Genomic DNA, 22133 nt, shown 5'->3' on the forward strand with positions numbered 1-22133 from the left:
GCGCTTTGGCCCTTGATTTGCAGCACTTCCCGCCCAAGCACGCCCAAATGACGCTGGTCTCGATTCCCGCCAATCCCGTCCCCGAAAACGTCGTCAGCGGCACCATCAAGACCCCTGATGGCGTCGAGCTGCGCTTTGCGCGCTGGGCGCCGCCGGCCAACCGCAAGGGCACAGTCTGCGTCTTCACCGGGCGCAGCGAGCAGATCGAGAAGTATTTCGAGACCGTGCGCGATCTGCGCGACCGCGGCTTTGCGGTGGCGATGATCGACTGGCGCGGGCAGGGCCATTCGTCACGCCGTCTGCGCGATCCGCGCAAGGGCTATGTGCGCGACTTCGCCGATTTCGAGATCGACGTCGAGACCTTCGTGCAGCAGGTGGTGCTGCCGGATTGCCCGCCGCCCTTCTTCGCGCTGGCCCACTCCATGGGCGGCACGGTGCTGCTGCGGGTGGCGCATGCCGGCAAGCGCTGGTTCGACCGCATGGTGCTGTCAGCCCCGATGATCGACCTGCCCGGGCGCACCACCTCGCTGCCGGTGCGTGCGCTGCTCAAGACGATGCGCCTGCTCGGGCAGGGCGGCCGCTACGTTCCCGGCGGCAGCGACCGCCTCACCGGGCTCGAACCCTTCATCAACAATCCGCTGACCAGCGATCCCGTCCGCTATGCGCGCAATGCCGCGATCCTGGAGGAAGACCCGACGCTCGGCCTGGCCTCGCCCACCATCGCCTGGGCCGATACCGCCTTCCGCGCGATGCACACCTTCAAGCGCGTGAACTACCCCTCCCAGATCCGCCAGCCGATCCTGATGCTGGCTGCCTCCAACGATACCGTGGTCTCGACCGCCGCGATCGAGGAATTCGCCTATCACTTGCGCGCCGGCTCCCATCTCGTGATCGCCGGCGCCAAGCACGAGATTCTCCAGGAGCAGGACCGCTACCGCGCCCAGTTCTGGGCCGCCTTCGACGCCTTCGTGCCGGGCACCCCGCTGTTCAAGTGAGGGAGGCGACGAGGGGAGAGTCCTCGTTCTCCGTCATTGCGAGGAGCTCTTGCGACGAAGCAATCCAGGCTGTTTCCGCGGAGACAGTCTGGATGCTTCGCTGAGCCTGTCATCGGGCCGCGCTTCGCGCGGACCCGTTGGCTCGCAATGACGAAGTACGTCGCGTTAAAGCGTCTTCAGATATTCGATCAGGTCGTAGCGCTCGGCGTCGTCCTTGAACATGCGGCCGATGACGCCGGGGCGCTTCGGCTCGCCGTCCTTGCGCTCGAAGGAATGGCCGAGCACGCTGTTGCCCTGGATCGGCTTGCCGTCGGAGCCGGTCGCGGAGAACTCCGTTTCACCGGTCTTGCAGCGCTCGTTAGGGGCGACTGCGAAACCGACGGTTTCGGGGTCATAGTCGCGGCGGCCCATGCAGAATTTTTGCGGGCGCTCGTTCTGCGGCTTCAGCAGCCAGTACAGCGAAGGCACCGAGCCATTGTGCAGGTAAGGCGCAGTGGCCCAGATGCCGTTCAAGGGCCGCGCGCGATAGCGCGGATCGGGCGCCGAATTGAGACAGTTCCTGCGCGCGAGATTCCACATCTGCGCCCGTTCGGCCTCCGGGATCTCCTCGTCATCCATCCATTTGCGGGCGACGAGATCGACCACCGTCATGAGGCCGAGCGCATAGACCATCTCGTTGGGCGAAGCGCTCGCAGTCGGGATCTCGCACTGCCACCATTTTTGCAGGTCGGCTGTGTTGACCCTCAGGAAGCCGGGCACGTCGACGGTCCGCTTGCTGAGAACGAGGGACTGTTCGGGATCGGTCTTGATCTCGTCGAGTGGGATCGTCACCGCATTCAGCACCTTGCTGTCGCCGCTCGCCTCCCAGCGCTTCGACGACCAGAAGGCGGGGGTGTTGATATCGGGCAGATGGCATCCGGAGCACATCTCCGCGTAGATGGCGCGGCCGCGCTCGACCCGATCGGGCTTCAGCTTCCAGGCGTCGCCGAGGATGTGCGAGGGCCATTTCGGTGCGAGCAGGCCGCCGAACTTCGGACCCGTGCCGGCATCAGCCGCCTTGAATGGATCGGGGCCTCTCAGCATGTCCTCGATCCAGCCGAGCGTCCTGATGTTCACCGAGGAGCGCCACAGCCTGTCCTGCGGATAGGCGTCGGACAGGTTGAGCAGCGCCGTCACGCCGAGGGCTTCGCCGGCGTTGCGGATCAGCGGCTGCTCGATCGAGGCGTCGTACTGGGCGAACTTGAACCAAGGCACCGTCCAGATCGCGGGGTAGCTGACGGGGGCGTCCTGGGCGTGCAGGTTCTTCTCGAATCCCTTGACGCCGCTCAGCGCGAGGTCCTGCGAAAACACCTGGTTGCCGATGCGGTTGAGGGCATCGAGGCGGCCGAACCCTTCCTCGGTGTCCTGCTGCTGCTTACCGTCCCAGGTCTGCTTGGCCTCGATCGTCTTCTCGTAGTTCTTGGCCCAGTCGATCAGGAAGCTGCCGATCGCGCTGAGCCTTTGCTTGAGAGCGGCGCGGTCTGACTTGCTGGCGTCGGGGCCGAGCATGCGATCGGCAAAACGCTGAAAACGGAACGGGACGTACAGCGTGTAGGCGATCGACAGACCGGTTGCGAGCTCGAGCTTCTTCAGGTCGGTCATCGCCGGGCCGCCGTCGAAGCGGACGTCGATGCCCTGATAATGGATCTGGCCGGTATGACAGGCGGCGCAGGTCAGCCCGATCCTGTCCTCTTCGCGCCGACCGGTCGCGGGATCGACGACGCCTGTCATGCGCGCGAAGCCGACCGGCAGGCCGTCGACGTTCTCCGCCGGCGTCCATCGCGTCGACCAATCCGACGCCTGCGTCGTCTCGTAGACATTGGCATAGCCGAAGCGGCGCAGCGTCGCCGCATCGGCCTGGATCGTCTGCGGGCTTGGGATGAAGCCGAAGCGCTCGAGATAGGCGCTGTCCTTGATCATGCCGGGCTTCGACAACAGGTGAAGCTGCGGCTGCTCCAGTGCCACGAACCACTCATAGGGCACGGGGAAGGTCGCGGTGCCCTGACTGGCGTGGTGGAACCAGTGCCGGTCCTTGAGCGACCAGTTTTGCTCAAGCCAGTAAGCCGCCTTGGTTTCGGGGACCACCGGCAGGGGCGGCGGCAGGAGATTCACGAGCACGCCCTTCTGCGGCAGCATGGCGCGAACCTGGTTGGGGAATTCGGCAACGGCCACCAAGGCGACGAGGCCAAGGCCGATGACGAACGCCGTGAGCGCGACCGTCCAGCGAAAGCGGAGCTGGCAGGACGACAGCAGCGGCTGCGACACGATCCGCTGGTTGATGCGGTCGGGGAATTGGCGCTGTTCGAACAGCGTGCGCACGTCGGCCACGCTGAGATAGCGCTCTTCGCCCTGCTTGCCCTTGCCGATGATCTTCAAAAGGACGGGCCATTCGAACTTCATCAGCAGCGGGTAGTACCAGCGAGCGGCGCTGCCGGCGCGCTCGAGGTTGTCGCGCATGAAGGTCTTGATTTCCGCGGCGTTGAGGCCGGGCTCGCTGCTGCCGGTGTTCGGGTCGGTGTAGGTCCGGCCGAAGCTCGCCAAGCGAGCGATCTCGTCGTCGTCGACCTTGCCGTCGACGCCGAGGATGCGCGAGCCGGCGCCGCGCTTGTCCAGCGGTCCCCCGCGCAGCGCGTCGAGCTGCGCGCCCGACCAGATGCTTTTCAGGATGTGCCTGATGCCGTTGGCGATCATCGCAACGCCGCGGACCAGGATGCGGGCCCAGACCTTCTTCAGCCCCGTCTCGCCGGTCGCATTCGCGATCGTCTGTGACAGCGTGTTGAGTGGGACGGTCCCGCCCTCGACGAAGCCTTCGCCGACGAGGCCGCGCAGGAACGGGCAGGGATTGCTCGGCGAGACCGGGATCGAGGGATCGTGGGGCGGCTTCGAAGCGGGGTGATGCATGGCCCAAATCCTGAAACAGCGAATCGTGAAATGCAGGCGCGCTGTTAGAGCGCGGAAAGTCCTAACAAACAGACAGCACGATATACTACTTCAGCGTGTCACGAAGTGTGGCCCATTTCACTGTCGAGTCAACAAGAGCAGGCGTGAGTCGCCAAAGGGCCGCAACCGAGCCGTGGCCGGCAGTTCAGGACTCGGCGGCGCGTCTAACCTCGCTCTGCACCAGGGTCAGCTTGCCGAGGGGCACGCCGGCCTTCAGCAGTCCCTCGCGGTAATGGGCGATGTCCTCGGGCCGCTTCCAGTGGAAGTTGCGCAAATGCCTGTCGACGTTCAGGGTTGGATAATTCGCCATCAGCACGCCGACGGCCTCGCTGGCCTCGTCGCTTCGCCCCAGTTGCGCCAGCGCCGCGGCGCGGATCGCCAGCGCCTGCATGTGATTCGGGTTGATGTAGAGCTGCTCGCGGGCCCATGACAGCGTCGCGTCATATTGGCGCAGAAGATAGTGACTGAACGCGTTCAGCGCCGACCATTGGTAGCGCGGGTCGCTGTTGTCGCGTTGCGCGGCCATCGAGAACAGCTCGATCGCCTCGCGGTGCTCGCCGATCATGAAATGGCAGATGCCGAGCACGCCGCGCGCGCCATTGTCGTAAGGGTTGAGCGCGACCGCGCGCTTGGCGGCGTCCATTGCCGCCTCGTGATGACCCTCCAACGCGTGCGCCCAGGTCAGGATCGAGAACGCGAAGGAGGAGCGCGGATCGAGCCGGACGCTGGTTTCGGCGAGGCTCATCGCCTCGGCCCACATCTCGCGCGTGCCCTTGACCCAGCCGAACTGAATGCTCTGGATCTGAATCGTGGCGAGATAGGCATGTGCGATCGACAGCTTGGGATCGAGCCGGATGGCCTCGCGGAACAGCTCGACGGCGGCGGCCAGATCCTCCTTGGTCTGCCGGTAGTAATGCGACAGCCCCTTGAGGAAGCGGTCCCAGGCGGTGACGTCGGTCGAGAGCCGCGCCGGTGCCGAGGCCTCGGCACGGACGATCTCGGTGGCGATGGCGGCGGACAGGTTGGTCGTGATCTCGTCCTGCATCGCGAACAAGTCGCCAATATCGCGGTCGTAGCGGCCGGTCCAGAGCTGCTCGCCGGTCTCCGGCGCGATCAATTCGGCGGTGACGCGGATCTTGGCACCGGCGCGCCGCACCGAGCCCTGGATCAGATAGGTGGCGTCGATCTCGCGCGCGATCAGCCGGGTGCCGACGTTCTTGCCCTTGAAGGCGAAGGTCGAGTTGCGGCTCAGCACCCGATAGAAGGATTGCAGCGACAGCGCATGGATCAGGTCCTCGGTGAGGCCGTCGGAGAAATATTCGTCCTGGGCGTCGCTGAGATTGGCGAAGGGCAGCACGCCGACGATCGCGGTGCGGTACTGCTGCGACAGCGCCGAGGCCTCCCGGAGCTCGGGAGCAAGCGCCGGCGCGCCTTCGGGCGTCCAGGTCCAGACCCCGATCGCATCCTTGATGTTCTTGAAGCGATGGTCGCCGGCGTCGGTCAGCCGCACCGAGAGATGCTTGCTCGCCTCCCGATAGGCCTTGGCCGAGATCGCGAAGCCGCCGGGGCTCGCCACCGATTCCAGGCGGACGGCGATGTTGACGTCGTCGCCGAAGACCTCGTCCTCGTCGGCGATGACGTCGCCCATGTGGATGCCGAGCCGGAACTGCATGGCACGGTCGGCCGGCAGGTGGCGGTTGCGTTCGGCCATCAGCGTCTGCATCGCGATCGCTGCCTCGGTAGCGCCGACGATCGAGGCGAACTCGAGCAGGAAGCCGTCACCGGTGTTCTTCACGACGCGGCCGCCGTGATTGAGGATGATGGGATGGATCGCGCTGCGATGGGCCTTGAAGGCGGCATGGGTACCGGCCTCGTCGCTGCCCATCATGCGCGAATAGCCGGCGACATCGGCGCAGACGATGGCGGCCAGACGTCTTTCCATATCCGCGAAGCTCCAAAGGGACGTGGTAACGAATCTGGGACCGGCCACGGCGTGGCGGTCGCCTAATCCTGCATTACAAGAACCCTGCCTTTATAAAGCAGATGAGGCCAAGCGGAAGCATGATCCGCATTGCAAATTCGAGGTAAATCCTAAGCAATCCCGGCGGTGGACGGGGACGGGCGAACCGATTAAGCGAAACCGGGACCACCCGGACGAGGAGGCGGGAGGCAGCTTACATGCTGGGCATTCACGAGATCGGGCTTTTCATCCTGTCGGGCGTGCTGCTCAACATCACGCCGGGGCCGGATTCGGTCTATGTGATCGGCCGCAGCATGCAGATGGGCTGGCGGGGCGGCGCCGCTGCCGCACTGGGCATCAGTTGCGGCTGCTTCGTCCATGTCGCGGGGGCGGCGATCGGGCTTTCGGCTCTGCTGATGGCCTCGTCGACGGCCTTCTCGATCCTGAAGCTGGTCGGCGCTGCCTATCTGGTCGCGACCGGCCTCCAGATGCTGTGGTCGCGCCCGGTGCTGGCTTCAAGCATCAACGCGCCGGCGCGGAGCTCGCTCTCGCGGGTCTTCCTCCAGGGCGTCTTCACCAACGCACTCAATCCCAAGGTCGCGCTGTTCTTCCTGGCCTTCCTGCCGCAATTCGTCGCAGCCGATGCGCCGCACAAGCCGCTCGCCTTCCTGACGCTCGGCCTGATCTTCATCTTTACGGGGACGCTGTGGTGCCTGGTGCTCGCCGCGTTCGCCGCCAAGGCCGCGCACCGGCTGCGTCAGTCCGAAGGGGCGGTTGCCTGGGTCAACCGCGCGCTCGGCGGCCTTTTCATCTATCTCGGCATTCGCGTCGCCATGCTGGAGAGCCGGTAACTCCTTCAGGCAAACTCCTTCGCCAGCGCGCTGCCGGCGAGATAGAGGCCGAGCAGGATCATCGCGATCAGGAACCAGCGGCGAAACGCTTCGGCCGGCATCCGCGCCCGCACCGATTGCCCGATGAACATGCCGGCAAAGGCCATGGCGAGGCCGATCGCCCCCGGCACGGCATTGGCCGGCGTCAGCAATCCGACCGCGGTCAGGTTGAAGGCGAGCGCCAGCGTCGCGGTGGTGAAGAACACGCCCAGCGCCTGCACCAGCTCGTCCTTCTCCATGCCGATCGCCTGCATGAACGGCATCGACGGGATCACCTGCACGCCGGTCGAGGCGGAGATCACGCCGGTGATGACGCCGACCACGCCGCCGATCCATTTCTCGTTCTCGGGCGCGACGCGGAAGTGGAACTTGGTCAGGCCGATTGCGGCGTAGGCGACGAGCAGGGCGCCGAGCACGATCGTGCCGTAGCGCGCATGCGGGCCGGTCAGCGCGCCGGCGTTGAGCCAGCAGCCGGCCACGGTGCCGATCATCAGCGGCCACAGCCGCCGCAGGATATCGCGCAAATGCGGGCCGACGAAGGTCTGCCAGATGTTGGTGACGATGGCGGGAACGATGACAATGGCGATGGCGTGGCTCGGCGCCATGCTGACCGCCAGCAAGCCCATGGACACGGTCGGCAGGCCGAGCCCCACCACGCCCTTGACGAATCCGGCGAGCAGGAACACGGCGGCGATGAGGATGAGCAGCGGGTCGATCATGTCTGCACATTGACCGAAGCCGCGCGGGCGCACAATCTGGAGGTTACGGAGAGAGCCTTCGCCATCAACGAAGGCTGGAGCATGATCCGGACCCGCAGGGCCGCGTCAGCGCAAAGTGCGAGGCGGTTTTCCGACAAGATCATACTCCAACAATCAAGAAGAGGCATCGCATGCGCTTCGACCTCGTCGATCTCCAGCTCTTCATCGCGGTGGCCGACCAGCGCAGCATCACCCGCGGTGCGGAGCGCTCGCACCTGGCGCTGGCCTCGGCCAGCGCGCGTATCAAGGGGCTCGAGGACGCGCTTGGCGTCGCGCTGCTCAAGCGGGGGCGCCGCGGCGTCGAGTTGACTGCGGCCGGCGAGAGCCTACTCGATCATGCCAGGCTGGTGATCCATCAGATCGACGCCATGCGCGGCGATCTCGCCGGTTTTGCCAGCGGCGTGCGCGCCAGCGTGCATTTCCTCGCCAACACGTCGGGCCTGTCGGAGCATCTGCCGAAGGCGCTCGCCGGCTTCCTGCGCCAGCATCGCGACGTTGCGGTCGACATCGAGGAGCGCGAGAGCACCGATATCGCGGCGGCGATCACCGCAGGCGCCGCCGATCTCGGCTTCGCCGCCGAGCACGCGCTGCCCGAGCATATCGAGCGCTTTCCCTTCAGCGAGGATCGCTTGACGCTGGTGACGTCGAAACGCGGCCCGTTCGCCGGTCGCCGCCAGATCGACTTTCAGGAGGCGGGCGCTTGCGACTTCGTCGGGCTGACCAGCGCCACCGCGCTCCAGATGCATATTTCCAGGCACGCGGCGCGGCTCGGCATCCGCCAGCATGTCCGCGCGCGCCTGCGCGATTTCGACGCGATCTGCCAGATGGTGGCCGCCGATGTCGGCGTCGCCCTCGTGCCCGAAGCCGCCGCCCGCCGCTGCGCCAAGACCATGCCGCTCGCGATGGTGCGCCTGCGCGACGCCTGGGCCAACCGCCGCCTCGTGATCTGCGCGCGCAGCTTCAAGGCGCTGCCAAGGCCGGCCAAGATGCTGGTGGAGCATCTCAGGGCCGAGGCGGTGTGAGCTGGTTGCACGCTGGCGGCGCGCTCCCTCTCGCGTTTGATCGGCTTCGTCGGAGGCTTGAGAGTCGTTATTTGTTCAGAAGCTTCAACGCTTCCTCGTGCACCCGCGCGTCGCCAGCGGCGATGATGCGGCCGCCGCGCTGGGCCGGCTTGCCTTCCCAGGTGGTGACGACGCCGCCGGCGCCGGTCACGATCGGGATCAGTGCCGCGATGTCGTACGGCTTCAGCTCGGTCTCGACCACGAGATCGACGTGGCCCGCGGCAAGCATGCAATAGGAGTAGCAGTCGCCGCCATAGCGCGACAGCCGCGCGCCCCGCTCGATGCGGCCGAAGATGGCGCGGTCGCTCTCGTTCATCAGCAGGGGGCTGGTGGTGTAGGTGGTGGCCTCCGACAGCGAAGCGCAGCGGCGGACCTGAAGCCGGCGCTCGCCCGACGGCCCTTTATAATTGGCAGAACCGTTGTCGCCGGAAAAGCGCTCGCCGATGAAGGGCTGGTGCATCATGCCGAACACCGGCGCGCCCTTGTGCAAGAGCGCGATCAGCGTGCCCCAGATCGGAAAGCCGCCGATGAAGGATTTGGTGCCGTCGATGGGGTCGAGGACCCAGACGTAATCGGCGTCCTCGCGCTCGTTGCCGAATTCCTCGCCGACGATGCCGTGCTGGGGGAAATTGGCCTTGATCAGCCGCCGCATCACCGCCTCGGCGGCGCGGTCGGCCTCCGTCACGGGGTCGAAATCCTTGGTCTTGCTCTTGTCGTCGATCGACAGAGAGGTTCGGAAGAATGGCAGGATGGTTTCGCCGGAGGCGGTGGCGAGCCGACCGATGAAGGCGGAGAAGTCGATCACCGTCACAGGCGAAATCCTCGACGCGAAGTTGGAAAGCTTGCCTCCTGCCTAGCTCAATTCGCCAGCCGCGTGCAGCGCTGTCTTGATGTTGCTCCCTGGTATTTTGGATACCGGGGTGGGGCTGCCCCATTCCAGTCATCTGCTGGCCAAATATCGATCATCGAGTTGAAATCTTAGTTCCGAGCTTGCCTTGTTCGTATGCAAATGACTATCAACCCATTGAATTTCCTTATCAAAGAAACTGAATCTGGGTTTCCATAGAAGCAACTGAGCCATGTGCGATTTGCATGGGAAACGGCGCAAAAGCCCTTGCACTTTGTGCGGCGCGGTCGCATATTGTTGCGGTGCGGTAGCGCTTCGCGTTACCGCTGCCCTCCTTGGGCGTTTCCTCCCTAGACTTGGGCCGCTTGCGTCATTCGCGAGCGGCCCTTTTTTCTTGCCGCCGCTGTTTTCATTTTGGGGCGCGCAAACTTGCCAAGCGAAAACGCATTCGCGCGCAAGGCTTCGTCGTTTGCGAGAGAAGCTGCGTCCTATTCCGCCGCGGCTTGGAACGGGCCGAGGTCGGCGAACGGAATCGTGCTCGCCAGCACGTCGGCGAGAACGCCGAAGTCGGAGGCGACTTGCGCGAAGCGAGCGCTGCGCTCGCGCCGCCGCTCGTCCATGTAGATCGCGCGATTGAGCTCGAGCTGCACGGCGTGCAGGCCGCTCGCGGGATTGCCGTAATGCTCGGTGATGAAGCCGCCGGCATAGGGCTTGTTGCGGCCGATCGAATAGCCGAGCCCGCTCATGGTCTCCTCGACGCGATCGGGCAATAGCGGCGTGCAGCTGGTGCCGTAGCGGTCGCCAATCACGACGTCGGGCCGGCGCGGCTCGTCCCTGCTGACGCCGACCGAGGGCATCGAGTGGCAGTCGACCAGCACCACCGTGCCGAACATCTGGTGCACCTTGTTGATCAGCCGGCGCAGCGCGCGATGGTAGGGCTTGTACAGCGTCTCGATGCGCCCCAGCGCATCGTCGACCAGGATGCGGTCGCGGTAGATCTCCTGGCCGTCGCCGACCACGCGCGGAATGGTGCCGAGGCCGCCGGCGACGCGCATCGAGCGGGTGTTGGCGAAGCTCGGCAGCCGGCCGGTGAACATGCGCGGGTCGAGCTCATAGGGCTCGCGGTTGACGTCGACATAGGAGCGGGGAAAGTTGACCCGCACCGTCGGAAAGCCGCGCTCGCTCAGATGGCCGATCAGCTCGTCCATGAACGAGTCTTCCGACCGCCGCAGCGTGGGCAGGTCGATCCGCGACGCCGCCAGGAATTCCTCAGGATAGGTCGAGCCGGAATGCGGCGAGTTGAAGATGACGGGCGCGCGCCATTCGGCAGGCTCGAAGATCTCGAAGGCTGGCGACATGTCGCCGTCAAAGCGGGTCATCTTCTCAGGCTTCGTCCCTTCGTGCCGTACGATCCGGACAAGCTCCGGGTCCAATGATTCGGGCGATCAAGCGGCTCTTATGTGTCGTCATTGTCCGGAATCGCAACCATTCTGCCAAGCGAAAAGATGCCATGGCCCCTTGGAACACGTCTTAACCGTGCGGGCATCGGGATGGGGACGCGCCGGTCCGGTTCGATTGATTCGGACCTCGTTCCGGTCCACAAAGAGCCGGCAGCGGGGCCGGCGCAGGGTTAAGATTTTCACCCCAAATTTACCCTCTGTCGGGCTTAGTGACCTCTGCTGATATCCTCTGGGGAATCGACGTTTCCTGCCATGCCAAAGATTCTGCTCGCCGAAGACGACAACGACATGCGCCGTTTCCTGGTCAAGGCGCTGGAAAACGCCGGTTTTCAGGTCTCGTCCCACGACAACGGCATGGCCGCCTATCAGCGGCTGCGGGAAGAGCCGTTCGAGATGCTGCTGACCGACATCGTCATGCCGGAAATGGACGGCATCGAGCTCGCCCGCCGGGCCTCGGAACTCGACCCCGACATCAAGATCATGTTCATCACCGGCTTTGCCGCGGTCGCCCTGAATTCGGATTCGGACGCCCCCAAGAACGCCAAGGTGCTGTCCAAGCCCGTGCATCTGCGCGAATTGGTCAGCGAAGTGAACAAGATGCTGGCGGCCTAAATCGGCGCGTTCCGTCCTTGCGCACGCTCCCCTGAGCCGTTATAGGGACCCCACCGACGAAATGACCTCTAGGGCACGTAGCTCAGCGGGAGAGCACTACCTTGACATGGTAGGGGTCACAGGTTCGATCCCTGTCGTGCCCACCACGCTTCGCCTTCGGCTTCGCGTGGCACAGCTTGGAAGATGAAGGCGAAGCGTGTCCGGCGTAGCTCGAAGAGCGAAGACGGACTGGTGCGGCTTACTCGTTATCATTGGAACGTCCCGTAGAGCGCAGCGCAATCCGGGCTGTCTCCCCCCGGGCACGTCCCCGATGACCCTACAGTCCATCCGCGCTATCATGACGGCTCCGACGCGAGGCCGCCCATGACCGTGTCCGTCATCGAACAGGCAAAGATCCAGGCGCAGGTGCTGGTACCGCTGGTCAAGGCATTGCAGGCCGAGCTCGGCGAGCTGCGCGCCAACGCGCTGGTGCGCAAGGCGCTCGGCGATCTCTATCGCCGCTTCGGCGAGGAATTCTGGAAGGCCAAGAACGAAAGCGATCTCGGCAAGGCCGTGTCGGCGGCCTTCCGCACCTACGCCCGCGACGATGCGCTCGCTTATGACGTCATCGAGCAGACGCAGGACGCGTTCGCTTTCGACGTGAAGCGCTGTGCCTATGCCGAGTTCTACAAGGCGCTGGGCGAGCCGGAGCTCGGCTTCCTCCTGGTCTGCACCGCGGACTTTGCGACCGCGGAGGGGTTTGGTCCCGACATCAGGCTCACGCGCACACAGACCATCATGCAGGGCGCGACGCACTGCGATTTTCGCTATCGGCGAACGCGCGAGGCGGGTTGACCGGACTAACCCACCTCGTCTGTCCGGTGCATGATGGAAATATTTTGCTCGACGGCCTTCGCGAGCACCGTGCCAGTCGTGCGGCCGAGCTCCTTCGCGATCATCGTCACCGGCATGGTGCCTGCGAGCGCTCTAAGCTTCTTGATGTCGTCGTCGCTCCACGACTGCTTCCAGCGTGCCATGGTCCCCTGTACCGCTCATAAGTGCACCCCGAATCTGCCCGGACGCATTATGATAGAAGGTGAGAGGGAATGCACCTGTTCGCCTTGTCGCGCGATGTTCGTACGATGGCACGGGGTGTTCCGTCAGCGAACCCCGTTATGTGTGGGTCTGGCACAAACTGCACTTGCCATTCGTCGACAATGTGCCTTGCCGTGGCGCTCTTGCGCTTTCAACGAAGGCCGATCGTGGCCGGACGCCGCCGCCATGGCTCCTGCGCGAAGCGCAGTCGTCTGACGATGAGAGAGAAGGCGTCTCCCACGACTTTACCCAGCAGAATCGCCAGGATGAGCGACAAGTAGATGCGAATGGTCGGATATGATGCGAGGGGGACTTTCAACAATGCAACCGGCAAGCCGTGTACCAGGTAGATGTGAAAGCATGCTCCGCTGATAGTGGAAACGATTCGCCGGACGGTCCCGCTGATCGAGACTTTCGTCACGAACAGCAAAACCATGCTCCCGCCCATCACCCAGAAAATCTGCGAAGGCACAACGAACGTGTGAGGAAAGACGATGAGCGCAAGAGCAAACGCGATCGCCTTCTGGCCAGCGCTCCTTGCAAAGTTCAGGCACCATCCGTAGACGATGAGGTAAAGGTAGAATTGAGGAACTCGGTAATCAAGCGGCGCCAAGTCGGATACACGCAGCCCTATGAAGTGAACCGCGACAGCTGCGATAAACAGCCCGATGCCGCTGCGCCAAGGCTGCTCCTTCGCGTAGTCGCGGATCGGGCGGATTGCCATTATTGCTGCAAGGACAGCAAGACACTGAAAAAGCACCTCGATGAAATACAAATACTGGATCGAGAGATTGTAGAAATTGCCGATCAGAAGGTATCTCCTGATATCAAAGCCGCCTTTGACCACATCGTGCAGGACTATGATAGCGAAAAGGGGAAGGAGAACGTTTACAGCGAAGGGCTGCAATGCTTTGAGCGCGCGCCCATCAAAAATCGCCTTGCCCTGAAAACGAGCGAAGTTGTACCCCGCAAGGACAAATAGCAGCTCCGAACCGCCATAGAGCCCGGAGATATCACCCGCATGGACAACAACCACTCCGCAGATCGCGAGAGCACGCAGGAAGATGTCGGTGTCCATCCAGCTGCGGCGACTAACCGGCTCAGCGGCGCCAGCTTGCTTCATGGCCTGCAGTTCGCCGACGGTCAGTTGCTCCCAGTCCTCCGGAAGAAAGCCTATGTGGTCCTCTATGATCAAGGAGATCTGAACATAGGAGAGAGAATCCCCGCCAAGGCTTACAAAGCTGTCCTCCGCATCGACGGAGGAGCGCCTGAATGCCTCTGCGAAGGCCGCCGCAAGAGATCCATGCGGGCCGGGCGGTGCAGCGGGCGCTTCCGCTTCGGCTGGTTGAAGGGAGCAGTTCGTAGAGGCAGAGGCATCCGCAAGCTCAACTACCGCGGGATAGTCTACCTTGCCGGAGGAAAGCCGTGGAATTGCGGGCACAGCCACGACACCGACCACGTGGCTTGGAAGCTTGTAACGGTCAGCGACCATATCTTGAACAGCACCTGCTTGAACAGCACCTGCCGACGCGCCGCCGCTTAAAGCGATTGCGAGACGTTGATCGTTTCCGGCAACTGCGGCGATGTAGCCCTTCTGGCTGAGGAAGGATTCGATCTCATCGAAATCCAGACGTAGACCAAACAGCTTCGAGAAGCGACTCGACCGTCCAAGGATGCGGTAAAGTCCTTCCTGATTGCGCTCTGCGATGTCGTTGGTCTTGAGCTCTGACAGCTCAGGTCCCCGCCCAAGGTCGTCCGCCGATTGCGCATACCCCATCATCACGTTCGGCCCGGAATAGACAAGTTCGCCGGCTCGTCCACTCTCGACGACTTCGCTTCCGTCCGGACCCAGGATCCGAAATTGCCCACCCGGTAAGGGAATCCCGATACAGTCGGGATAGCGGTCTACCAGATCAGGTGTCAGATAGGCCATTCGGGCGGTGGCTTCCGTCTGCCCATACATGACAAAGAAGCGTGCCCCGCGATCCCGGGCCCAGCGCGCATAGGCTTGCACCACAGCAGGCGCCAGGCGACCGCCGGCTACGGTGAGATATCGCAGACATTCGAGGCGGCGCCCAAGAAAGGTCGTTCGTTCGAGCAGTTCGAATGTGTGCGGCACGCCTGCGAGACTCGTGCCTTGATTATCCTCGAAGAAGTCCCAGAAACCTGGTTCGACAACGCTACGCGCTGTCAAAAGAATGGTGGCACCGCACGCTAGATGAGAATGAATGACGGAAAGCCCATAGCAATAGTGCCACGGAAGTGCTGTGATAGGGCGGTCAGCAGTGCTTAGCTCGAGGGATTCGCCGATGGCGCGGGCGTTCGCATCGATGTTGCTTCGCGACAACCGTACGAGCTTTGGGCTGCCTGTCGAACCGGATGACGACAGCAGCAAGGCGAGGTCTGGATGCAGGTCTTTGCGCCGCTCGCCACTTCCTTTCTCAAGGTGCCATTCGGATCCGTTGAAGCGGTAAATCCAATCCGGTTGGTACAGGTCTAACGTGCGCGAATCCTTTGCCAGTGCGTTCGCGTCCGCGAGGATGACGGGATGACGCGCGCGAAGGGCGCCCAAATAGGCCACCAACGGTGCGATTTCGTTCATCGTCTCGATCAGGACCAGCCGGCGCTCAGTTCCGAGACGCGCCGCAAAGAGATCGGCGCGCCTAGCCAGCTCTGCATATGATACGATCGCTCCGTTTGAGGTAACGAAGGCGGGCTTTTCGCCGAACATCTGCAGCATGTCCGGAAAGAACCGTTGGGACGGTGAGGTGCTGCAAGCCTGTTCCGAACGCAATGACATTGATCCCAGCGCCTGATCAGTTACGCTCTAAGCACTCCAGCTCCAGGGCCAGCTTCTCAATGCGTGGATTATGCTGGCGTACCTCTCAGGTCGAATTCATCCATTTCGTCGGCTCCCCGGACTTGCGATTCGTCAAGTACGAGCAGGATTCTGTGAATTCCGTCCGCCGTGCGGCGATGATGTCGGCACCGACGCCGGATCGCGGAGGTCGACTTCTCCGATCCGGCGGCCTCGCTTGCTCCTGGTGCGCTATTGATCGATCTCAGGCTCGACGAGCCGTGCCAGGCCTCGCAGCGACTCCTGCCAACCGAGGTAGCAAGCCTCGGGTGGAATGACGTCCGGCACGCCTGCCTGCGTGATATCCAGCTCGGTGCCGACCGAAGAACATCGCCGCTGGATTGGCGCGGCGGTAGTTGTCGGATCAACTCGCGAGGTACTTCCTCACTGCCGCCTCGTCCCATTCGATGCCATTGCCCGGCTCCTCGCCCGGCAGCGCGAAGCCGTCCTTGATCTGCAGCCGCGCTGCCAGCACCGCGTCGGCCCAGTCGACATATTCCAGCCAATGCGCCGTCGGTGTTACGCAGAGGAGGTGAGCGCTGACTTCCGAGAACAGATGCGTCGACATCTCGACGCCGGCAGCGTGCGCCAGCGCTGCAGCGCGGAGCCAGCCGGTGACGCCGCCGATGCGCTGGACATCGGGCATCACGAAGTCGCAGGCGCGAAGCGAGAGCGCGGATTGCATTGCGAAGGCGCTGTCAAAGTTCTCGCCGATCTGGACCGGCGTGGAGAGCGCCTCCGCGACGCGGGCGCAGCCCAAATGGTCGTCATGCCGGATCGGCTCCTCGATCCACAACAGCCCCTCGTCGTCGAGCATCCGGCCCCGGCGGATGGCTTCCGCCACCGTCAGCGCCTGATTGTAGTCGCACATCAGCGTCACGCCGTCGCCGACGGCTTTACGCACCGCGCGCACGACGTTCAGGTCCTCCCGCGCATCGGGCCGGCCGACGCGGATCTTCACCGCGTGAAAACCTTCCGCGAGCAGCTTTTGCGCCTCGTCCGCGGCGGCGCCCGCCGGCATGATGCCAAGTCCCTTTGAATTATACGCGCGCACCGGCTTTGGCGCGCCGCCGAGCAGGCGGACGAGTGGCAGGCTGCGGGCGCGGGCCAGCGCGTCCCAGGCCGCCATGTCGATGCCGGATTGCGCCAGCCGCTGCAACCCGGCGAGGCCAAGCAACGTATGACGTTGGGTCAGCTTGCGCTCGATCTCGAGCGGCAGCAGCTCGTCGCCGGCGACGAGGTCCGACATTTCCGTGACCATCCCCGTCAGCGGCTTCAGGGCCGACGGCGTGATCGAGAACAGATAGGCATGGCCGGTTGCGCCTTGGTCGGTCTCGCAGTCGATCAGCACCAGCGGCGCCTTGGCGACCGCGCCTGTCGAGGTCTGGAGCGGCAGGTTCATCGGCACGATGACGGGGCGCGCCACTAAGCGCTTGATGCGGATGGTCTCGGTCATGGGTCTCTCCCGGCAGAGCGGATGCAGGTCGGCGCCGATCTTAAGCATCCGTGATCAAACGAAAAGGCTCCTCTGCCGACCCACCATAAAATGGGGTTGCGTGAGCCTGCGATTCCGGGCTCTGTGCCGCCGCATTCCTTGCAGCAAATTCCGAGGGGTTTGCGACAAGATCGCACACAACGGAGCCACGACGTGAAACAAGCGATCTCCGAAGAACAGCGCAAGAGCGGCGTGCTCACGGGTGCCGCGATCGCCTTCCTCCTGCTCGCCCTGCCGCTCGCGGTGTGGCTGGACCTGACCGAGCTCAGCAAGACGGCGCTGCGGCGCCAGGCGATCGATCTCAATTCGGTGATCACGAGCGTGCGCAGCTACTACGCCTCCAACGTGGTCGGCCGCGTGCTGGCCAATCCGAACGGCACGACCAGGGTGGTTCACAATTACGAATCCGTGCCCGGCGCGATCCCAATCCCCGCGACGCTGTCGCTGGAGCTCGGCCGGGTGATCGGCGCTCAGCAGGAGAACATCACCTATCGTTTCGTCTCGGACTTCCCGTTCCAGAACCGCGCTCCGCACCAGCTCGACAAGTTCGAGAAGGACGCACTCGATGCGCTGCGCCGGGATCCCGAGCAGAAGATCGTCGAGACCGAGACCTCGCTGTTCAACGACAAGGTCCGCCTCGTTGCGCCCGTCACCATGGGGCCGGCCTGCGTCAGCTGCCACAACAGCCACCCCGAGAGCCCGAAGAAGGACTGGAAGGTGGGCGATGTCCGCGGCATCCAGGAGGTGATCATCGCCCAGCCGATCGCCGCCAACATCTTCTCGTTCAAGTTCCTGCTGGCCTATTTCCTGATCGCGGCCGGCAGCGGACTGTCGTTCCTCTCGCTGCAGCGCCGCCAGGCGCGCCGCATCAAGATCATGAACAAGGAGCTCGAATCCGCCAACGACTTCCTCGCTTCGCTGTCGATGAAGATCTCGCGCTACATCCCGCCGCAGGTCTACAAGTCGATCTTCAGCGGCCAGAAGGACGTCACCATCCACACCGAGCGCAAGAAGCTCACCATCTTCTTCTCCGACATCCAGAACTTCACCGCCACCGCCGAGCGGCTGCAGCCTGAACAGTTGACCCAGCTCCTCAACGAATATTTCACCGAGATGTCGGCGATCGCCCACGAATATGGCGGCACAATCGACAAGTTCATCGGCGACGCCATGCTGATCTTCTTCGGCGACCCCGAGACCAAGGGCGACCGGGCCGATGCGCAGGCCTGCCTGCAGATGGCCTGGCGCATGCAGCAGCGCCTTGCGGAGCTGAACGCAAAATGGCGGGCGTCCGGCATCGAGCAGCCGTTCCGCTCGCGCATGGGCATCAATTCGGGCTATTGCAATGTCGGCAATTTCGGCAGCACCGACCGCATGGACTACACCATCATCGGTGCGGAGGCGAACCTTGCCGCACGCCTGCAATCGATCGCCGAGCCCGGCGGCATCGTGCTGAGCTACGAGACCTTTGCCCTCGTCAGCGACATCGTCCGCGCCCACGCGCTGCCGGCGATCACGATGAAGGGCATCAGTCGCGAGGTCATTCCCTATTCGGTCGACGCGCTGAACGACGCTGCCGCGGAGAACAGCGGCATCATCACCGAGCGCGCGCCGGGGCTCGAGCTGTATCTCGACCCCGCCGTGGTGAAATCAGGCGATGCCGCGCGCGTGCGCTCGCTGCTGGAGAACGCGCTGGCCTCGCTGAAGCCGGCGTGAGGGGGCATAGCCGCTCATATCGAGAGAGTACCCGTGTGAACCCCTCTCCCTAGCCCTCCCCCACAAGGGGGGAGGGAACGCACCTTTGTTGTGGCGCGGGTTCGATCTACTCAACCTGCGAAAGTCGGATTGAGTCGGAGTGTCGCCGCGTATTCCGCTGCGCTCCCTCCCCCCTTGTGGGGGAGGGCGGGGGAGAGGGGTGGCCCAGGAAAAGGTGCCCGTTGAACGTGGCACTGTACCAACGTCACTCTACGCGAGGCACCTCACCTTGCCACCCCCTCCGTGAACGCCGTCTCGATCACATCCCCAAACGGCTGCCACGACCGCCCGTCGAACTGGACCAGCCGCATCTGCCTGATCGGCAGATAGCGATGGGGCGAGGTGTTCATCCTGATGTTGGGCAATGCGACCGAAGGCTGATAGTCCCTGAGCGAAGCCGCCTGGCGCATGATGTTGTCGCGCGAAAGATCGTCGCCGCATTGCTTCAGCACCTGCGTCAGTGCTTCGGCTGCGGCGTAGCCGTAGAGCGCCGCGCTGTTGTTGGTGCTTTCGACCTGATGGTATTTGTCCATGAAGGCGAACCACTCCTTCATGCCGGTATCGTCCTTCCAGGCGGGATCGCTCGGATCCTTCAGGAACGCCGCCGAAATCACGCCGGCAGAATTCTCCAGCCCCGCGGGCGCCATCGCATTGGCGATCGAGGCGGAGGCATCGTTGACGATGAAGACCGGGCGCCAATTCAGGGACGCTGCCAGCTTGATCACCTTGGATGCGGTCGAGGGCACGCCGAGGAAGACGAAGATATCGGCGCCGGCGCGCTTGAGGATCGAGACGTGCCCGTCGAGATGCTCGTCGGCAAGATCGAAGGCGATGTCGACGAGGACGTGACGGTTGAGATCGCCGAGGCCCTCCTGAATGCCCTTGTAGACCATGCGCCCGAACTGGTCGTTCTGCCAGAGCACGACGATCTTCTTGCTCGGGTAATAGGCCTGGATGTAGTTGGCATAGATGCGCCCCTCGGACCGGAACGACGGCTGCCAGCCCATGGTCCAAGGAAACGCGCCCGGCTGGCTCAGTTCCTCATCGCCGGAGGCGACGAACAGCTGCGGGATCTTCTTCTCGTTCAGGTACCAGCGCGTAGCGAGATTGCCGGGCGTGCCGAACGAGCCGAACATCAGGTGCACGCCGTCCTTCTCGACCAGCTTGCGCGTCAGCTCCAGCGCGGTGGCCGGATCGGAATTGTCGTCGCGGGTGATGAAGCGGATCTTGCGGCCGTTGATGCCGCCGCGCGCGTTGACCATGTCGAAATAGGCCGCTTCCGCCTGACCAATCGCGCCGAATTCCGACAGCGGTCCCGAATACGGCATGACGTTGCCGATGCGGATTTCCGGGTCGGTTGCGGGTTGATCCGAGTGCTGCTGCTGCGACATCGCGCCTAGCGATGCGACGGCAATCACGAAAACGAACAGCATCCTGCCGATGACGCGCATGTTCGATGCCTTGTGGTCGGCCCCCCGGTGCGAGGTCGGCTCAGTCCCCACCAGGACTGCTTGATCTAGGTCAAGCGTTTGGCAATCGTGTGGCTGGGAGCGGGCTGATGAAAGCGGCAGGCGTGCTGACGCGCCGACGCTACGGCAATCCTCGCGCTTCCAGCTGACGCACCAGCAGCAGCGTCGGTTCGGCGAGGCTGTCGCCGGAGCCATCGAGGCCGAAGGCGCTCGCGATGCCGTCGCGGCTGCGCAGCAGCGTGCTGCGAGGGCAATGGCCGGCGCCGCACAGCGTCTTCTTCAGCGTCTCGCCCTGCGCCACGAGGCCGGCGGCATCGTCCGCGGCCCAGGCCAGCACGATCGGCACGTCGACATTGAGGATGCCGGGGAACACCGAGCGCTTGTCGTACTGGGTGGCATCAGCGCCGAGATAGGCCTTCTCGCTGTCGCTGGCGTCCTTGCCGACGCGGTAGATCCCGGACACCAGCACGACACCCGCGACGTTGGCGCCCGCGGTCTGCAGTTCGGGATGCGCCAGCAGGGTCGCGACGTGGAAGGCGCCGGCGCCGTAGCCGACCGCGACGATCTCGCGGGCATCGCCGTTGAAGAGGTCGATATTGCCATGGACCCAGGACAGCGCCGCGGCCACATCGGACGCGCCGGCCGGCCAGGTTGCCGCGGGCGCCAAGCGATAATTGACACGGACCCCGATCATGCCGTTGCGGGCGGCAAAGCACATCGCCTGGTCCTGGATCTGGCGCGACAGCTCCGGCGCTCCGCGGTCGCCGGTGAAGGTATCCCCCGTCACGAACACCAGCACCGGCCGCGGCGTTTCGGCCTTGGTCGCGCTGGTCGCGACATCGAGCACATTGGCCTCGCTCTCGCCATAGCGCAGGCCGCGCGAGAAGCTGACCTGCGCGCATAGCCGCGCGGTGCCGCCTGCGGTGGTGTCGGAATCGGTGAGGCCCACCTGCACGAGATCGGAGGGCGGCGGGAGCCGGCCCGGCACGGTTGCGTGCGCGGAGGCCGCGGTCATGGTCAGAAACAGAAAAAATGTCAGATAATTCTTCATGGATGTGGCGGCCTTGCGGGGCTCATATTGGCTCGCTGATCTGGCCCGTCTTTTCAATTCGTCTCATTAGTCGGCCGGCCTTGAGGCGAATTCGCGGCACCTTGGCGGGCAGGGCGCGCAGCCGCCGTTTTATCCCGATCCCTCAGACCGTTGTCCAGCACCGCCGAGGCTCGCGCCGGAAACGGCTTTCTACTGTGCATGGGGTTGTTTTCGCAGTTTTTGTTTTGGATGGTCCGTCAGGCCCGCTTCATCGTCCGGAAGGTGATGGAGTAGCGCCGCGCCTCGACCGGCGGGATGCTGTGCTCCCACTGCGAGCGCGCCTCGCCATCCATCATGTAGAGCGAGCGCGGCAGGGCCGCGAGCGTGTGGCGCTCCCAGGTCTTGTCCCTGCGGCGGCGGAAGCGGAAGTTGCATGGCGAGCCCAGTGACAGGCCGAGCACCTTGTCGAAATGCGGCTTGTCGCGATGCCAGCCGATGCCGACGCCGACCTCGTATTCGGTGCACAGCACCTGCTCGACGCTGCCCTCCGGCAGCCCCGCCCAAGCCTCGACCTGCCGCGTGAGCGGCCGCACCCAGTCCGGGATCGGATCGGCCTCGGCCAGACGCTGCAGTGTGTAATCGTAGCGGTAGCCGAACGAGGCCACCCGGCGGTTGCCCTCGAATGCGCCGAACTGAAAGCGCTGCAGCGGCAATGCTGCGATGCGGCCGATCAGATTCTGCTCGGCGGACCGATCGACAAAATCGTCCGTGTAGCGAAGGCCGGCCGGGCCGTCCTGCGGGTCGGCGAACAAACCTAGCTGCGTCATGCCTCGCATTTCCGTGATGGAACCTCTTTGCGGCTGATGCGACTTATCTATGACGCGGGAAGAA

At 64.0% G+C, this 22133-nt stretch carries 17 protein-coding genes, 1 tRNA gene and 1 pseudogene; 7 read left to right on the forward strand and 12 right to left on the reverse strand.

Annotation, left to right across the window (positions count from 1 at the left end; translation table 11 throughout):
- Positions 1-47 precede the first annotated feature (47 nt).
- Positions 48-995, forward strand: a complete 948-nt coding sequence (locus HZZ16_RS34350; RefSeq protein WP_197954937.1) for an alpha/beta fold hydrolase — start codon at positions 48-50, stop codon at positions 993-995.
- A 165-nt stretch (positions 996-1160) separates the two neighbouring features.
- On the opposite strand, the gene HZZ16_RS34355 is transcribed toward HZZ16_RS34350, so the two are convergent.
- Positions 1161-3935, reverse strand: a complete 2775-nt coding sequence (locus HZZ16_RS34355; RefSeq protein ID WP_197954939.1) for a di-heme-cytochrome C peroxidase — start codon at positions 3933-3935, stop codon at positions 1161-1163.
- Between the two features lie 184 nt (positions 3936-4119).
- Positions 4120-5916: an adenylate/guanylate cyclase domain-containing protein gene (locus HZZ16_RS34360; protein WP_197954941.1), complete on the reverse strand. Its 1797-nt coding sequence runs from the start codon at positions 5914-5916 to the stop codon at positions 4120-4122.
- A 236-nt stretch (positions 5917-6152) separates the two neighbouring features.
- Here HZZ16_RS34360 and HZZ16_RS34365 point away from each other — a divergent pair, with 236 nt between their 5' ends.
- Positions 6153-6785, forward strand: coding sequence for a LysE family translocator (locus HZZ16_RS34365; protein ID WP_197954943.1), 633 nt, complete (start codon positions 6153-6155; stop codon positions 6783-6785).
- Between the two features lie 5 nt (positions 6786-6790).
- On the opposite strand, the gene HZZ16_RS34370 is transcribed toward HZZ16_RS34365, so the two are convergent.
- Entirely contained in the window at positions 6791-7543 is a 753-nt protein-coding gene (locus HZZ16_RS34370) for a sulfite exporter TauE/SafE family protein (protein ID WP_197954944.1), read from the reverse strand.
- A 170-nt stretch (positions 7544-7713) separates the two neighbouring features.
- Here HZZ16_RS34370 and HZZ16_RS34375 point away from each other — a divergent pair, with 170 nt between their 5' ends.
- Entirely contained in the window at positions 7714-8604 is an 891-nt protein-coding gene (locus HZZ16_RS34375) for a LysR family transcriptional regulator (RefSeq protein ID WP_197954946.1), read from the forward strand.
- Between the two features lie 67 nt (positions 8605-8671).
- Here the strand turns inward: HZZ16_RS34375 and hisN are convergent, their stop codons facing one another.
- Together hisN and HZZ16_RS34385 are read right to left on the reverse strand one after the other, a co-directional pair.
- Entirely contained in the window at positions 8672-9454 is a 783-nt protein-coding gene (gene hisN / locus HZZ16_RS34380) for a histidinol-phosphatase (protein ID WP_197954948.1), read from the reverse strand.
- 524 nt (positions 9455-9978) lie between these two features.
- Entirely contained in the window at positions 9979-10869 is an 891-nt protein-coding gene (locus HZZ16_RS34385) for an N-formylglutamate amidohydrolase (protein WP_197954950.1), read from the reverse strand.
- A gap of 333 nt (positions 10870-11202) precedes the next feature.
- Here HZZ16_RS34385 and cpdR point away from each other — a divergent pair, with 333 nt between their 5' ends.
- The 3 genes from cpdR to HZZ16_RS34400 all read left to right on the forward strand — a co-directional run bounded on the left by cpdR (position 11203) and on the right by HZZ16_RS34400 (position 12396).
- Complete coding sequence (gene cpdR, locus HZZ16_RS34390; RefSeq protein ID WP_007597092.1) at positions 11203-11562, forward strand: cell cycle two-component system response regulator CpdR; 360 nt, start codon at positions 11203-11205, stop codon at positions 11560-11562.
- A gap of 71 nt (positions 11563-11633) precedes the next feature.
- A tRNA-Val gene (locus tag HZZ16_RS34395) sits at positions 11634-11708 on the forward strand.
- Between the two features lie 217 nt (positions 11709-11925).
- On the forward strand, positions 11926-12396 hold the full coding sequence (locus HZZ16_RS34400; protein WP_197954952.1) for an L-2-amino-thiazoline-4-carboxylic acid hydrolase: 471 nt from the start codon (positions 11926-11928) through the stop codon (positions 12394-12396).
- Between the two features lie 5 nt (positions 12397-12401).
- On the opposite strand, the gene HZZ16_RS34405 is transcribed toward HZZ16_RS34400, so the two are convergent.
- From HZZ16_RS34405 to HZZ16_RS34420, 4 genes and pseudogenes are all read right to left on the reverse strand, one after another.
- Positions 12402-12578, reverse strand: coding sequence for a hypothetical protein (locus HZZ16_RS34405; protein ID WP_197954954.1), 177 nt, complete (start codon positions 12576-12578; stop codon positions 12402-12404).
- A 209-nt stretch (positions 12579-12787) separates the two neighbouring features.
- Positions 12788-15376: an AMP-binding protein gene (locus HZZ16_RS34410; RefSeq protein WP_197954956.1), complete on the reverse strand. Its 2589-nt coding sequence runs from the start codon at positions 15374-15376 to the stop codon at positions 12788-12790.
- Between the two features lie 309 nt (positions 15377-15685).
- Positions 15686-15817: pseudogene (locus tag HZZ16_RS34415) on the reverse strand (toxin); the annotation flags it as partial.
- A 40-nt stretch (positions 15818-15857) separates the two neighbouring features.
- Positions 15858-16949: an enolase C-terminal domain-like protein gene (locus tag HZZ16_RS34420; protein WP_197954958.1), complete on the reverse strand. Its 1092-nt coding sequence runs from the start codon at positions 16947-16949 to the stop codon at positions 15858-15860.
- Between the two features lie 192 nt (positions 16950-17141).
- Between HZZ16_RS34420 and HZZ16_RS34425 the strand changes: the two genes are divergently transcribed.
- A complete protein-coding gene (locus HZZ16_RS34425; RefSeq protein WP_197954960.1) occupies positions 17142-18704 on the forward strand; it encodes an adenylate/guanylate cyclase domain-containing protein in 1563 nt (520 codons plus the stop codon).
- A 263-nt stretch (positions 18705-18967) separates the two neighbouring features.
- On the opposite strand, the gene HZZ16_RS34430 is transcribed toward HZZ16_RS34425, so the two are convergent.
- From HZZ16_RS34430 to HZZ16_RS34440, 3 genes are all read right to left on the reverse strand, one after another.
- A complete protein-coding gene (locus tag HZZ16_RS34430; protein WP_197955009.1) occupies positions 18968-20194 on the reverse strand; it encodes an ABC transporter substrate-binding protein in 1227 nt (408 codons plus the stop codon).
- A 139-nt stretch (positions 20195-20333) separates the two neighbouring features.
- Complete coding sequence (locus HZZ16_RS34435) at positions 20334-21263, reverse strand: alpha/beta hydrolase (protein ID WP_197954962.1); 930 nt, start codon at positions 21261-21263, stop codon at positions 20334-20336.
- 236 nt (positions 21264-21499) lie between these two features.
- Complete coding sequence (locus tag HZZ16_RS34440; protein WP_197954964.1) at positions 21500-22069, reverse strand: alpha-ketoglutarate-dependent dioxygenase AlkB; 570 nt, start codon at positions 22067-22069, stop codon at positions 21500-21502.
- Positions 22070-22133 lie beyond the last annotated feature (64 nt).

The sequence above is a fragment of the Bradyrhizobium glycinis genome (assembly GCF_016031655.1).
GTDB classification, from domain to species: Bacteria; Pseudomonadota; Alphaproteobacteria; order Rhizobiales; family Xanthobacteraceae; genus Bradyrhizobium; species Bradyrhizobium glycinis.